Raw genomic sequence first — 14,023 nt, forward strand, 5'->3', positions numbered from 1 at the left:
GTGTTCTCGACGATGATGACCGATTCGCAGGAGTCCGCTGCCCCTTCCCGCCTCCCGCTGGGCGTTCGCATCGGGCGCATCGCGTTCCTCGTCGTGGCCGCCGTCGTGGTGATCGCCGTGGCTGCGGCGTTCTTCGTGACCTGGACCATCCAGCGTTCCTTCCCGCAGACCGAGGGATCGATCGAGCTCGACGGGCTCGCGGCCGCGGTCACCGTGCAGCGCGACGACCGCGGTATCCCGACGATCACCGCCGACTCGACCGACGACCTGTTCTACGCGCAGGGCTTCGTGCACGCGCAGGACCGGTTCTTCGAGATGGACTTCCGCCGCCATGTGACCGCCGGCCGCGTCGCCGAGATGTTCGGGGAGTCGCAGGCCGGCACCGACGCCTTCCTCCGCACGCTCGGATGGCGCACGGTCGCGGAGGCCGAGGTCGAGGCGATGGACGACACCACGCGCGGCTACTACGAGGCCTATGCGGATGGCGTGAACGCCTACCTGGCTTCGCGCTCCGGCGCCGAACTGTCGCTCGAGTACGCCGTGATCGGACTGCAGAACCCCGACTACGCTCCCGAGCCGTGGGAACCCGCGGATTCCGTCGCCTGGCTCAAGGCCATGGCCTGGGACCTGCGCGGCAACATCGAGGACGAGACCGAACGCTCGCTGCTGGCCGCAGAGCTGAGCACAGGCGCGGACGGGGCAGAGGACGCGGCCACCGGTGACCTGCTGGCGAAGCTCTATCCCGACTACCCGTTCGACGAGAACCCCGTGATCGTGCCCAAGATCTCGACCGTTCCCGCACTCGGCACCGATGCGGAGCCTGCGGCCTACACCACCTCCGAGACCGACGGCGAGGCGCAGCAGGCATCGACGACCGTCGAGTGGGAGGAGACCTCGAGCGTGATCGAAGCGGCGAGTGTGCTGGTCGGCGATGTCGGCGAGGGCATCGGCTCGAACTCCTGGGTCGTCTCCGGAGACCTCACCGAAACCGGGATGCCCCTGCTCGCGAACGATCCGCACCTCGGGGCCTCGCTGCCCTCGGTCTGGTACCAGGTGCAGTTGAAGTGCTCGACGGTGAGCGAGGAGTGCCCGTTCGACGTGGGAGGCTTCTCGTTCTCCGGCCTTCCCGGCATCGTCATCGGCCACAACCAGAAGGTCGCCTGGGGGTTCACGAACCTCACCACCGATGTCACCGACCTGTACATCGAGCGCGTCGAGGGCGACCAGTACTGGCGCGACGGAGCACTGGTGCCTCTCGAGGAGAGCACCGAGACGATCAAGGTCGCGGGCGGCGACGACATCGAGCTGACCATCCGCTCGACCGTCCACGGGCCCCTCATCTCCGGACTCACCGACGACTTCACGGCGATCGCGGGGGCCCCGGAACCCGCCCTCGGCGCCGAAGCCATCGCTCCGACGCCCGCACCCCCCGGTTCCGACGATGCCGAGTACGCCGTGAGTCTGCGGTGGACCGCGCTCGATCCCGGCACGGCGGCGACGGCCATCTTCGCGCTCTCCACCGCGCAGGACTTCGACGACTTCCGCTACGCGGCCTCGCTCTTCGACGTGCCGGCACAGAACCTCATCTACGCCGACACCGAGGGCAACATCGGCTACCAGACCCCGGGCCGTCTTCCGATCCGCGGCGCGGGCGACGGATGGATGCCGCAGCCCGGGTGGGACAGCAGCTACGACTGGACGGGGTTCATCCCGTTCGAGGAGCTGCCGGTCTCGTACAACCCGACCTCGGGTTACATCGTGACCGCGAACAACGCGATCGTCACCGACGACTACGCCTACTTCCTCTCCCGCGACTGGGACTACGGCTACCGCGCCGCCCGGATCGCACACCTCATCGAGCGACGCGCGGCCGTCGCACCGCTGACCGCCGACGACATGCGCGAGATCCAGATGGACAACGAGATGTGGATCGGCACCCAGCTGGCGACCGCCATGGCCGACGTCGACGTGTCCGGTGCAGGCCCGACCGGGGCCGTGGAACTGCTGCAGGGGTGGGACGGGCAGAACTCCGCATCGTCGGCGGCTGCGGCCTACGCGAACGTGCTGTGGTCGAACCTGGTGCAGAACATCTTCGCCGAGCGCGCTCAGCCGCTCCCCATCGACGGCCAAGGTCGGCTCTTCACCGTCGTCTCCGACATGCTGGCCGATCCTTCCGACCCGCTCTGGGTCAACGCGCAGATCGACGTCGACGGGATGGAGCAGATGCTGGCACTGTCGGCGGAAGAGGCCTACGACGAGCTCGCGGCTCTGCAGGGCACGACCGTCTCACGCTGGAACTGGGGCGACCTGCACGCGATCACCCTCACCAGCGAGACACTCGGCTCCTCGGGCATCGCGCCGATCGAAGCACTCTTCAACCGTGGACCTTTCCCGGTCAGCGGAGGGGCCTCGGTGGTGAACGCGACCGGATGGGAGCTCGGGGTCTCGTACGCCACCACGACCGTGCCGTCGATGCGCATGGTCGTCGACCTCTCCGACTTCGACGCCTCGACCTGGAATCATCTCACCGGCGCCTCGGGTCACGCGTACAACGAGCACTACACGGATCAGACGGCGGACTGGGCAGCGGGCATCCAGAAGCCGTGGGCGTACTCGACGAAGGCCGTGAAGGCAGCGGCCGTCAACACCCTGGTGCTCACCCCGGCCGGCTGAACGACGGCTCTCGGGGCATCTTAAGCAGCGCCCCAGGATGCTCGGCTAGCGTTGACGGGTGCCATCCGCCTATCTCGCCCCCAAGGGCACCCCCGTCACGCTCCTGGAGTTCGAGCATGCAGGTGCGACCCTCATCGCCGAGACGTTCGGTGAGGGCCCGCACACGTATCTGCTCCTGCACGGCATCGGCATGGGGCGGAGCGTCTATCTCGATATCGTGCAACGTCTCGAGGGAAGGGTCATCGCCCTCGATCTGCCCGGATTCGGCGAGGCGCCCGAGCCCACCCGCACGCTCACCATGGAACGGCATGCCGACCTCGTCGCGGCCTACCTGCAGCACGTCGACTCGGGCCCCGTCGTCGTGATCGGGCACTCGATGGGCAGTCAGATCGCCGCCGAGCTCGCCGCGCGGCATCCGTCCCTCGTCGAGGGAGTGGTGCTCGCCGGCCCCACCGTGAACAAGGCCGCGCGCAACATCGGCGCGCAGGCGCGGTATCTGCTCACCGACCTCATCGGCGAACGCCCCCTGGTCATCTGGCGCGGGGCCCGGGAGTACCTCCGCGGCGGCCCCCACCTGTTCCGGAAGATGCGTGCGACCATCGTGCACGAGCCCGAAGACGCCTTCGTGCGCATCCAGTGCCCCGTGCTCGTGCTGCGCGGGGAGAGCGATCCGCTGGCTCCGATGAGCTGGTGCCGCGAGATCATCGACGCCATCCCCGGCGCCGACCTCGAAGTCATCCCCGACCACGGTCACGGCACGCTGATCAGCGACTCCGAACCCGCGGCGCGCCTGATCCACGAGTTCACCGCTCGCCTCTGACGCCCCGGGCCCTCCTCATGAGCGGCCCACGGGATCAGGCGTGCCGGCATCGAGCGCCCGGCGCAGCCGGCAGGATCAGAGCTCGATGTCAGCCCGCAGCGGGCGGGGTCTGCTTCGACTCGGAGAGCTCGTCGACGACGAGGCCGCGCTGCTCGATGGTGCCGTTGCGATACGCCTGCCGCCCGACCATGTGCGCCGAGAGCGGAGCGGTGGCGAACTGCATGAGCACGACCGGGGCGACCAGCACGAACCCGATCAGGATGCCGCCGACCGACCGCTGCGACAGCGCGATCGCGATGCAGATGAGCAGCAGTCCGAGCACCTGAGGCTTGGTCGCCGCGTGCAGTCGCGACGGCACATCGCGGAAGTGCAGCAGACCGACCGCCGCCGACAGGCACAGCAGCGCTCCGAGCAGGATGAGCACCAGGACCGCCACGTCGATGACGGCATCCGGGATCATGAGACCGAACACGTTCATGGTGTCGTGTTGTCCCTTCTCGCGACGAACCGGGCGACGGCGATCGACCCGAACACTCCGATCGCCGCGATGATCAAGAGCACGGGGATGTTGCGAGTGTGACCGTTGATCGCCATCTCGGCGCCGATCACGCACATCACCTCGGTGAGCAGCACGTCGGAGGCGACGGCGCGGTCGAGGATCGACGGTCCGCGCACGATGCGGATCAGCGCGAGCACAGCGGCGATGCCGAACACCACCATGATCAGCAGCAGGAGGATGTTCATCGGGCACCGCCCTTCATCGTTCCGAGGCCCGCGCGCTCGTCGGCCTTGAGGGCACGATATTGATCGGGGTCGCCGAGCGCACGCACCACGCGTCGCTCCCACCGGAGCACGCCGGCGCGCTGCTTCTCCACGTCGTCGAGATTCCGGACCCCGATCACGTGCAGGTACAGGATCCGCCGGTCGCGGTCGGTCTCCACGACGAGAGACCCGGGGATCAGCGACGACACGACGGCGACGTGCGTCATCACCAGGTCGTCGGCATACCGCAGCGGCACCGCGATGATGGCCGTGCCGGGCTGGCGACGGAAGTCGAACACCTGCACCGTGACCGAGAGAGCACCGCTCAGCACCGCGAACAGGAATTGCACCACGAACAGTGCGGCGTACCAGAGGTTGATGCGGCCGGAGAGCGCGACGGTCGGCAGGCGGAACACGCGGGTGACGAAGATCGCGACGACGAGTCCGGTGAGGAACGACAGCACCGTGAACTGCGCCCACAGCAGCATCCAGAGCACCACGAGCCAGGCGAGGAAGGGCAGCTGCACGCGAATGTCGCGCCAGAGGTGACGTCGGGTGTCGCGCGCCATCAGCCCACCTCCTCTTCCAGTTGCACGAGGCTCACCGGCTGCAGCAGTGCGGCGCCGATGCGGTCGCAGAGGGCGTAGAGAGGACCAGCGAAGATCGTCAACGCGAGCGTGACCGCGACCATGCCGCCGGTCGCCACGGTCATGATCTTCGGGATGCGACGGCGCTCCTGCTGTTCATCGGCCGCCGGCGCGTTGCCGAGGTACGAGATGCGTCCCTCGGTCTCGGTGGAGTCCTCCTCTTCGCGCCAGAAGGCGAGGTTCCAGGCGCGCATCAGGGCGTAGAGGGTCAGCAGTGACGTGACGATGCCGCCGAAGATCAGCACGATCATGATCGGTGTACCGACCGAGGCCGCCGCCTCGAAGAGGGCGAACTTGCCGATGAAGCCGGAGAAGGGCGGCAGTCCGCCGAGGTTGATCGCGGGGACGAAATAGAGAACGGCGATCAGGGGGGCGACCTTCAGCAGCCCCTTGACCCGCAGGATCGAGGTGCTTCCGGCTCGACGTTCCACGAGCCCGACGGCGAGGAACAGGGTGGTCTGCACGACGATGTGGTGCACGATGTAGTACACCGTGGCGCCGATCGCGGCGGGGGTCGCTATCGCGAGGCCGAAGATCATGTAGCCGACGTGGCTGACCAGTGTGAACGACAGGATTCGCTTGAGCTCGGCCTGTGCGACGGCACCGAGCACTCCGACGATCATGGTCGCGAGCGCGATGATCAAGAGCAGCGTGTCGATGCTGTTCGAGGCGAAGAGCTGGGTCTCGGTGCGGATCAGCGCGTACACGCCGACCTTCGTGAGCAGGCCGGCGAACACGGCGGTGACCGGGGCCGGTGCGGTCGGGTACGAGTCCGGCAGCCAGAACGACACCGGGAAGATGGCGGCCTTGATGCCGAAGGCGACCACGAGCATCAGGTGCAGCACCAGCTGCGTCTCCTGCGGGAGCTCCGACATGCGCTCGGCGATCTGGGCCATGTTGACCGTGCCGAGTGCGCCGTAGATCATCGCGATCGACGCGAGGAACAGGATCGACGAGACCAGCGACACCACGATGTAGACCGCGCCGGTACGGATGCGGGACTCGGTGCTGCCGAGGGTGATCAACACGTACGACGCGACGAGCAGGATCTCGAAGCCGACGTAGAGGTTGAACAGGTCGCCCGCGATGAAGGCGTTGAAGATGCCGGCCGCGAGGATCAGGTACGACGGGTTGAAGATCGAGATCGGCGTCTCGTCGGTGCCGTCTGCGGCACCCTGGCCGATGGAGAAGAGCAGGACCGCGAGCAGCACGATGCTGGAGATGAGCACGAGGAGGGCGGCGAGCCTGTCGACGTAGAGCACGATGCCGAACGGCACGGGCCAGCCGCCGACCGATACCGCCAGCGGAGCACCGGAATCGACCACGACCAGGAGCACGGCGGCGATGACCGAGACCGCGGCCAGAGTGGCCACCGTGACGACGACCTGCAGGCGTGCATTGCGACCGAAGACGAGGGTGACCGCGGCGCCCAGCAGAGGCAGTGCGACGAGGAGCGGGACGAGGGCGGTCATGGCTTGCCCTCCTCGTTCTCGTCGCGGTCATGGGGTTGGTCCGGGCGCGGTTCACGGCCGTCGTCGGGGGATTCTGACGGTTCGGAGGGTTCTGACGGTTCGGAGGGCTCGCTCCCCCACCCGGTCGGGGCGTCGAACGGAGCATCGTCGTGGATCGAGGGGTGATCGCGCATATGCAGCACCGTGATCGGCGCGGTCTGCACGCCGACGAAGTCGGTGGTCGCCTCGTCGTCGTCGGTCTCGGACTCGTCGTCCATGAGGTCTTCGTCGGCATCTGTGCGCTCGCGGAGCGCGATGTCGGCCTCGTCGTCCTCGACCGTGTCGGCCTGACCCAGTTGCCAGGAGCGGTAGATCAGGGCGAGCAGGAAAGCCGAGACCGCGAACGTGATGACGATGGCGGTGAGGGTGAGCGCCTGCGGGAGCGGGTCGCTCATCTCCCCTTCCGTCCCGAAGAACGGCGCGTTGCCGGGAACGCCCATCACGATCAGGAGCAGCAGGTTCGTGGCGTTGCCGAGCAGCAGGAAGCCGATCAGCACACGGGTCAGGCTGCGCTCCAGCATCGCGTACACGCCGCACGCGAAGAGGATGGCCATGATGACGATCAGGGTGAGGGAGACGTCCATCAGCTGCTCCTCCCGCCCCGGGAGAGGAATCCTTCAGGACCCGGTGTGGTGCGCAGCGCCGCCTGACGGTCGACCTCGGCGCCCAGACTGCGCAGCACGTCGAGGACGAGCCCGATCACGACGAGGTACACGCCGATGTCGAAGATGGTCGAGGTGACGAACTCCATGTGTCCGATGCCGGGGATCTCCCACTCCCAGAAGGTGCTGGTCAGGGGCGCGAGACCGAAGAACAGGGGAACGACCGCCGTGCCGACGGCGAGGATCAGGCCGGTGCCGAGCAGTCGTCCCGCATCCGTGGGGGCCGCGGCGCCCAGCTCCCAGCGTCCGCCGGCGATGTAGCGCATCACGAGTGCCATGCCCGCGACGAGACCGCCGGCGAAGCCGCCGCCCGGCAGATTGTGGCCGGAGAACAGCAGGAAGATCGACACCACGATGATGGTGTGGAACAGGATGCGGACGATCACCTCGAGCAGGATCGACCTGTTCTCGGGCTTCATCTTCTGACCGCCGACGAGCCACGCCCGCGGGCTGCTCTCGTTCTCGGAGGTCTGGAATCGGATGCCCTCGGTGGTCTCGACGAGCGGGCGGCTGCGTGCGGCCTTGCGCGTCGCCCGGGGGAGATTCTTGGTGGCGGCGAGCAGGTCGGCGCGGTGCGTGACGAACACCAGGGAGGCCACACCGGTCGCGGCGAGCACGAGCACCGAGAGCTCGCCCATGGTGTCCCAGCCGCGCAGGTCGACCAGCGCCACATTGACGACGTTCTTGCCGTGTCCGATCTCGTACGCGAGCTTCGGGAACGCCTCCGAGATCGGGTCGGCGATGCGCGACTGGGTGGCGACGACGGCGACGAAGGCCATCGTGACGCCCACGCCGATCGCCAGCAGCGCGCGGGGGATGCGCCCGACCGAGGCGTTGTGCTCGCCCATCCGCGCGGGGAGGCGACGGAGTACCAGCGCGAACGTGACCATCGTGACCGTCTCGACCAGGATCTGCGTCAGCGCGAGGTCGGGTGCACCGCTCGTCGCGAACAGCACGACCATGCCGAGTCCGGTGACCGAGACGAGCACCACGCCGGTGTAGCGCTTCTGCGCACGGACGGCGAAGATGCCGGCGATCGCCATGATCGGCGCGACCACGATCTGCGCCGGGGTGTGCCAGAGGGACAGGTTGTACCGATCGATGTCGCTCGCGATGAGGGCCGTGACCTCGGCGGCGACGAACACCACGAAGATGGTGCCGACGTACACCGGCAGCGAGCCCCGCTGGGTGAGCGTGGTGCTGAGCACCGAGAGCCGGTCGACGCCGCGCATGACGAAGTAGTAGACGTCGGCCGCGGTGAATCGCAGGATACGCGGCTTGCGATCCCATCCGGTCCTGCGGGTGACCAGGAACAGCCCGATGCCGAGCAGGATCGACAGGATCGAGATGCCCAGTGCGGGCTCGAAGCCGTGCCACAGCGCGAGATGGCCGGGGCCCTCGACGGCCTCGCCCGCATGGTCGAGCCCCGGGGTCGCGGTGAGGGCGTACCCCTGCAGAGCCGTGTCGAGAGCGGGGGCGCCGATACCCGCCGCGAGCGTGACGCCGGCGAGGATGATCGGGGCCGAGAGGAAGCCGACCGGCGGGTCGGGCCAGGCTGTGTCGGGGAGTTGCTGGCCCTGCTCATCGCGCTTCTTCCAGAACGCGCCCCAGAGGAAACGCACCCCATATGCCGCAGTCAGCATGGATCCGAGGACGATACCGATGAGGGCGACGAGTCCCCACGGGGATCCGCCTTGTGCGTCGTCGAGGAGGGCGGTGAGCGTGGATTCCTTGGCGACGAAGCCGATGGTCGGCGCTATGCCCGCCATCGATGCCACGGAGATGAATGCCGCGGTCGCCATGACGGGTGCCTGCCGACCGACGCCGGAGAGCTCGTTGATGTCTCGGGTGGACAGTTGACGGTCGATGACGCCGACGATCAGGAAGAGCGCCGACTTGAACAGCGCGTGGCCGATGACCAGGGCGAGACCGGCGAGCGCCGCCGCCTGCGTGCCGTAGCCGACGACGATCGCGAAGAAGCCGAGCTGGCTGACCGTGCCGAAGGCGAGAATGCGCTTGAGGTCGGTCTCACGCAACGCCTGGATGCCCCCGAGCAGCATCGTGATGATGCCCAGGGTGATGACGATCGGCCGCCAGGTGGTGCTGAACGCGAAGATCGGCGCGAACCGGGCGATCAGATAGATGCCGGCCTTCACCATCGCGGCGGCGTGCAGATACGCGCTCACCGGCGTGGGCGCGGCCATCGCACCGGGGAGCCAGAAGTGGAAGGGGAACAGTGCCGACTTGCTGATCGCCCCGATCAGGAGCATGACGATCGCAGCATCGACGAGAGGTCCGCTGGGCGCGATGACGAGGATCTCGCGGATGCTCGAGGTGCCGGTGTCGACCACGAGCAGCACGACGCCCACGAACATCACGAGGCCACCGAGCGTCGTCACCAGCAGAGCCTGCAGCGCCGCACGACGGCTGGCGGCACGGCGGCGGTAGTGACCGATGAGGAGGTACGAGAGGATGCTCGTGACTTCCCAGAACATGACGAGGATCACGAGGTCATCGGTCAGGACCAGTCCGTACATCGCGCCCGCGAAGCCCAACAGCACGCCGGCGAACTGTCCGACGCCCGCCGAGTCCTCGTAGAAGTACCAACGGCAGTAGAGGAGAACCAGTGCTCCGACGCCCGTGACGATCAGGGTGAGCACCCAGCCGAGCACGTCCATGTTCATGGAGAGGTTCAGACCCAGTTGGGGGATCCACTCGACCGACTCGAACGGTACCGGCCCGTCGAGCACCTGCGGCGTCATGACGAGTGCATGCACGAAGGCGGCGGCCGGGACGAGGGCGGCGATGGCGAAAGCCTGAGCTCCGAGCCAGCGCACCAGAACGGGCATCAACAGCGACCCGAGGAGGAACACAGCGAGGAGCATCAGCATATACGCGGCTCCCTCAGGGCTCGTCGGCCATTTCGGCACAGGCGGGCGGGTGTCAGACCAGTTTACCGGCGCGAGAGGTTCCTGCGGTCCACGTTTGCACGATCGTGCGAGAGTAGCCCCATGCGGCGGGTCTGGGTTCGAGAGCTCGCGGGCTGGGTGGGGGCACTGGCCGTGGCGATGATCACGGTGGCGCAGGTCGCTTCATCTGCTCGCGCCGACCTGCTGTTCCGCGATGGAGATTCCCTGGTCGTGGCGATGTTCGCACGATCCGTCCTGTCCGGCGCTCCGCTGGATTGGGCGATGTCCAGCGTGCTGTTCCTGCCCGAGTCTGCTGTGTTCGCCGGCCTCGATGCGGTGCTGCCCGTCGACGTGAACGGATTGCTCACGATCGATGCCGTCATCAACATGCTCGCTCTCTACGGGGCCCTCCGGCTGGTCTCGGGCCGTCGACGCGACGACACCGCCCCGGTCAGCTGGGCGCTCCTCGGGCTCGCGGTCTTCGGCATCTTGGCGATGACCGATGTCTCGGGTTCTCGGGACGCGCTCGAACTCGCCTCCCTGCTGCTCACCACCACGTATTACTGCTCGACGGTGATCGCCGTCGTGCTGTCCGTCGGTCTGGTGCGTCGGGTGATCGACCGCGACGAGGGCGGGACCGGGTCGTTGGTCGCTCTGGGCGCGACGGCCGCCGTCTCCACCCTCTCCAACCCGTTGTTCGCCGCCTGGGCGACGGTTCCGATCGCTCTTCTCCTCGCCGTGATGCTCATCCGGTCGCCTCGACGCACCCGCACGGCGACGATGCTCGTCGTGCTGGTCCTGGGCACCGCGATGGGCTTCCTCGGTCGCATTCCTCTTCGGGCATGGATCGCCAACACCGGAGCCGGCTACGCCCAGCCCGAACTCTGGCCGGAGTCGGCGGGCTACTACGGAAGCCTTCTCCTCGACCGCACGGCGACGCCCGCCGGCATCATCGGCGCCCTGATCGTGCTCGCCCTCATCGCGTCGGCCATCGCGCGCACGGCGCGAGCGGGCGATCCCGGCACGCGGTTCGTCGCGACCGTCGCGTGGGTCACCCCCGTGCTCGTCGCGATCGGCGCGATCGCTCTCGGCACCCACGCCGCCCGGTACCTGCAGCCCCTCGTCTTCGCGCCGGTGCTCGCCGTGGTGGCGGCTCCCCGTGCCTGGCGGGTGCCGCGGCGTGTCGGTGCTCTCCTCGCGGCGGCCGCCACCGTGGTGCTCGTGATCGGCGGCACGTTCAGCGTTCCCCGGCTCGCCGCTGCGAGCGCCGCCCCCGATGCCGATCTCGCCTGTGTGACCGACTGGGTCGATGCGTCGGGCCGGGTCGGGGCCGGCCAGTTCTGGACGGTACGCCTGCCGAAGCTGCATCTGGAGGATCCCGCCCGTCTCGTGCAGGTCGATCATGAGCTCAACGGCTACGCGTGGCTCGTGAACCGAGCGGATTTCGATGTCGGTGAGGTGTCATTCCTCGTGGAGGACGCCCAGACGGTCCCCTGGCGCCTCTCGTCACCGGTCATCCCTGACGAGGTGATCGACTGCGGGCGCTACCGCATCCTCGATTTCGGGGAGAACGGCCTGCCGCTCGGTCCGCAGCGCAGCTGAGCGGGCGCCGCTCAGTGCGGAACGGGGCCGGTGGTCGTGCCGGCGCGGAACACACAGGTGAGATGCTGCGTCTCGCCCGGTTCTCCGCGGAGCATGCGGGCGACCTGCTCCCCCGCCGCGCGACCCTTCTCGACCGCCGGTTGCACGCTGGTGGTGAGGGTGAGATCCCCGAAGCCGTCGAGCGGGATCCCGTCGAAACCGGCGACCGAGAGGTCTTCGGGCACGCGGAGCCCCAGTTCCTCGGCCGCTCGGATCACCCCGACCGCGAGCAGGTCGCTCTGGGCGAGCACGGCCGTCGGGCGGGTGGCGGGGTCGGTCAGAAGCATCCGTCCGACCAGCACGCCCTCGTCGATGAGGCTGCCGGACGCCGAGATCGCCGGCGCATCGGGGAACACCTGACGCATCCCCTCGAGGCGATGCACCGAGACGTCGACGGTCGCGTTCGCGATCCGTTCGGGGGTCACCAGTGCCCGTTCCCGTTCGCTGTCGAGCGAGAGCGTGACCAGCGCCACGTCGCGGTGACCGAGGTCGTGGACGTGCCGCGCGACGTCGGCGGACGCTGCGACGTTGTCGAGCGTGATGCGGGGGATATCCTCACCGGCATCTCCTTCGATCACGACCACCGGCAGACCACGGCCGACGACCACCTCGAGCGAGGCCTTCGTGCGCCCCGAGCATCCGATCAGGACGAAGGCATCGACGGGGGCGTTCGTGATGGCGGCCCCCTCCTCCCCCGGTTCGTCGCGCATCAGGAGGATGCCCGCACTGAGGTCGGCGAGACCGTCGGTGAGGCCGTCCATCATGGCCGTCGTCACCGGATCGAGGAATGCCGCGCGCAGATGCCCCTCGAGAACGACGGCGACGATGCCGCTGCGTCCGCGACGCAGCGACGCCGCGCGGGGATCCGGACCCGCGTATCCGAGGTCCGACGCCGCGGTGAGCACACGCTCCCGCGTGGCGGCCGCCACATTCGCCTTGCCGCTGAAGACGACCGAGGCGGTGGACGTCGCCACGCCCGCCTCACGTGCGACGTCGGCGATCGTGGGCCGACGCGGCGTCTCCTGACTGCTCATACTTCGAGGATAGCTCCCCACGGTTCCCTTCGGTCGAATCGATTCGATAGGCTGTCCGGCATGGAAACAGCCCTCTCCCGTTCGCAGTTCGTGCGCTGGCGCGCGGCGATCTTCGCCATCTTCCTCGCGAGCGGGCTGTCGATCGCCACCTGGGCGTCGCGCGTGCCCGGTATCAAGGAGGCGCTGGGGCTCGACAACGCGCAGGTCGGCCTCATCCTGCTCGGCATGGGCGTGTCATCGATCATCGGCATCTCGACAGGTCCCGCCGTGATGGCGCGCCTCGGTGCCCGGCGGGGCATGCTCCTGACGATGCTGATGTTCGCATCCGGGATCGTCCTCGTGGGCCTCGGGGCCAATGTGTTCGGCTCCGTTCCCGTCGTCATCATCGGCATGGTGCTGTTCGGCTTCGGCAACGGATCGGTCGACGTGATGATGAACGTCGAGGCCACGGCGATCGAGCAGCAGATGGGCCGCACGATCCTGCCGGTCTTCCACGCATTCTTCAGCTTCGGCACGGTCATCGGCGCGGGAATCGGCGCCCTCGCGGCGCAGCTCTCCATCAACGTCGCCACCCACGCCGCGGTCATGGGTGCACTGATCGCCGTGATAGCGATCGTCTGCTTCTTCCAGGTGCCGGTGCGCGAGGCCGCCCTCGATCCCGCGGCGCACGAGAAGCCGGCCTTCCGTGCACGCATGCACACCGCGCTCGAGGCATGGCGCGAACCGCGCACCTATCTGATCGGCGTAGTAATGCTCGGCATGTCGTTCGCCGAGGGCGGCGCCAACGACTGGATCGCCCTGGGCACCGAGCAGGGGCACGGCTTCGCCGAGGGTACCGGCGCCGTGTCGCTCGCCGTGTTCTCGGTGGGCATGACCGTCGTGCGTCTGTTCGGAGGTCCGCTCGTCGACCGCTTCGGCCGCGTGCTGGTGCTGCGCATCCTCGCGGTCGCGGCGGCATCGGGCATCCTGCTCTTCATCCTCGCGCCCACCTTCCCGCTCGTGCTCGTCGGGGCGGCGCTCTGGGGCGTCGGCGCTTCCCTCGGCTTCCCGCTCGGCATGTCGGCGGCGGCCGACGATCCGGCAAAGGCAGCGGCCCGGGTGAGCGCTGCGGCCACGATCGGCTACATCGCGTTCCTGGGTGGACCTCCCGTGCTCGGCGTCATCAGCGAGCACATCGGTCTGCTCAACACGCTGTTCATCCTGGTCGCACTGGTCGTGATGTCCGGGCTGTTCTCCGGCGCCGCGCGCCCGCTCCGCGACGACGAGAAGACGCCGGCCGCGACGACGTCACAGGGCTGATCACGGCGGCGGGGTGATCACGGCGGCGGAGTGATCACGGCGGCGGAGTGATCACGGCGGCGGAG

Annotated in this window: 11 protein-coding genes; 4 read left to right on the forward strand and 7 right to left on the reverse strand. The window is 68.3% G+C overall.

Going from position 1 to position 14,023, the window contains the following annotated elements; all coding sequences use genetic code 11:
- Window positions 1-15 precede the first annotated feature (15 nt).
- Together GLO27_RS11005 and GLO27_RS11010 are read left to right on the forward strand one after the other, a co-directional pair.
- Window positions 16-2,673 carry a penicillin acylase family protein gene (locus GLO27_RS11005; protein ID WP_208323824.1) on the forward strand — a complete coding sequence of 886 codons (2,658 nt, stop codon included), beginning with the start codon at window positions 16-18 and terminating at the stop codon, window positions 2,671-2,673.
- Between the two features lie 58 nt (window positions 2,674-2,731).
- The gene (locus GLO27_RS11010) at window positions 2,732-3,493 is read left to right on the forward strand and encodes an alpha/beta hydrolase (protein WP_021200079.1); all 762 of its coding nucleotides are present in this window, start codon (window positions 2,732-2,734) and stop codon (window positions 3,491-3,493) included.
- Between the two features lie 88 nt (window positions 3,494-3,581).
- Here the strand turns inward: GLO27_RS11010 and mnhG are convergent, their stop codons facing one another.
- The 6 genes from mnhG to GLO27_RS11040 are packed head-to-tail and all read right to left on the reverse strand — an operon-like array spanning window position 3,582 to window position 9,966.
- Window positions 3,582-3,971, reverse strand: a complete 390-nt coding sequence (gene mnhG, locus GLO27_RS11015) for a monovalent cation/H(+) antiporter subunit G (protein ID WP_021200078.1) — start codon at window positions 3,969-3,971, stop codon at window positions 3,582-3,584.
- Entirely contained in the window at window positions 3,968-4,237 is a 270-nt protein-coding gene (locus GLO27_RS11020; RefSeq protein WP_021200077.1) for a monovalent cation/H+ antiporter complex subunit F, read from the reverse strand. The genes mnhG and GLO27_RS11020 overlap by 4 nt, the downstream gene beginning before the upstream one ends.
- Window positions 4,234-4,824: a Na+/H+ antiporter subunit E gene (locus GLO27_RS11025; protein ID WP_021200076.1), complete on the reverse strand. Its 591-nt coding sequence runs from the start codon at window positions 4,822-4,824 to the stop codon at window positions 4,234-4,236. The genes GLO27_RS11020 and GLO27_RS11025 overlap by 4 nt, the downstream gene beginning before the upstream one ends.
- Window positions 4,824-6,374, reverse strand: coding sequence for a Na+/H+ antiporter subunit D (locus GLO27_RS11030; RefSeq protein ID WP_021200075.1), 1,551 nt, complete (start codon window positions 6,372-6,374; stop codon window positions 4,824-4,826). Before GLO27_RS11030 ends, GLO27_RS11025 begins: the two co-directional genes overlap by 1 nt.
- Window positions 6,371-6,997, reverse strand: a complete 627-nt coding sequence (locus tag GLO27_RS11035) for a Na(+)/H(+) antiporter subunit C (protein ID WP_167254912.1) — start codon at window positions 6,995-6,997, stop codon at window positions 6,371-6,373. The genes GLO27_RS11030 and GLO27_RS11035 overlap by 4 nt, the downstream gene beginning before the upstream one ends.
- Complete coding sequence (locus GLO27_RS11040) at window positions 6,997-9,966, reverse strand: Na+/H+ antiporter subunit A (protein WP_167254913.1); 2,970 nt, start codon at window positions 9,964-9,966, stop codon at window positions 6,997-6,999. Before GLO27_RS11040 ends, GLO27_RS11035 begins: the two co-directional genes overlap by 1 nt.
- Window positions 9,967-10,086: 120 nt before the next feature.
- On the opposite strand from GLO27_RS11040, the gene GLO27_RS11045 reads away from it, so the two are divergent.
- Window positions 10,087-11,586, forward strand: coding sequence for a hypothetical protein (locus tag GLO27_RS11045; RefSeq protein WP_167254914.1), 1,500 nt, complete (start codon window positions 10,087-10,089; stop codon window positions 11,584-11,586).
- An 11-nt stretch (window positions 11,587-11,597) separates the two neighbouring features.
- Here the strand turns inward: GLO27_RS11045 and GLO27_RS11050 are convergent, their stop codons facing one another.
- Window positions 11,598-12,659 (reverse strand): LacI family DNA-binding transcriptional regulator, encoded by a 1,062-nt coding sequence (locus GLO27_RS11050; protein WP_167254916.1) that lies wholly within the window; start codon window positions 12,657-12,659, stop codon window positions 11,598-11,600.
- A gap of 60 nt (window positions 12,660-12,719) precedes the next feature.
- On the opposite strand from GLO27_RS11050, the gene GLO27_RS11055 reads away from it, so the two are divergent.
- Window positions 12,720-13,958, forward strand: a complete 1,239-nt coding sequence (locus GLO27_RS11055) for an MFS transporter (RefSeq protein WP_021200070.1) — start codon at window positions 12,720-12,722, stop codon at window positions 13,956-13,958.
- Window positions 13,959-14,023: the final 65 nt, after the last annotated feature.

The organism is Microbacterium sp. Be9, from assembly GCF_011754135.1.
GTDB classification, from domain to species: Bacteria; Actinomycetota; Actinomycetes; order Actinomycetales; family Microbacteriaceae; genus Microbacterium; species Microbacterium maritypicum_A.

Bases quoted from the DNA above. Each gene is read 5' to 3' on its own strand.
- GLO27_RS11050 (WP_167254916.1), bottom strand. From the start codon at position 12,659: ATGAGCAGTCAGGAGACGCCGCGTCGGCCCACGATCGCCGACGTCGCA.
- GLO27_RS11030 (WP_021200075.1), bottom strand. From the start codon at position 6,374: ATGACCGCCCTCGTCCCGCTCCTCGTCGCACTGCCTCTGCTGGGCGCC.
- GLO27_RS11035 (WP_167254912.1), bottom strand. From the start codon at position 6,997: ATGGACGTCTCCCTCACCCTGATCGTCATCATGGCCATCCTCTTCGCG.
- mnhG (WP_021200078.1), bottom strand. From the start codon at position 3,971: ATGAACGTGTTCGGTCTCATGATCCCGGATGCCGTCATCGACGTGGCG.
- GLO27_RS11055 (WP_021200070.1), top strand. From the start codon at position 12,720: ATGGAAACAGCCCTCTCCCGTTCGCAGTTCGTGCGCTGGCGCGCGGCG.
- GLO27_RS11020 (WP_021200077.1), bottom strand. From the start codon at position 4,237: ATGAACATCCTCCTGCTGCTGATCATGGTGGTGTTCGGCATCGCCGCT.
- GLO27_RS11005 (WP_208323824.1), top strand. From the start codon at position 16: ATGACCGATTCGCAGGAGTCCGCTGCCCCTTCCCGCCTCCCGCTGGGC.
- GLO27_RS11040 (WP_167254913.1), bottom strand. From the start codon at position 9,966: ATGCTGATGCTCCTCGCTGTGTTCCTCCTCGGGTCGCTGTTGATGCCC.
- GLO27_RS11025 (WP_021200076.1), bottom strand. From the start codon at position 4,824: ATGGCGCGCGACACCCGACGTCACCTCTGGCGCGACATTCGCGTGCAG.
- GLO27_RS11045 (WP_167254914.1), top strand. From the start codon at position 10,087: ATGCGGCGGGTCTGGGTTCGAGAGCTCGCGGGCTGGGTGGGGGCACTG.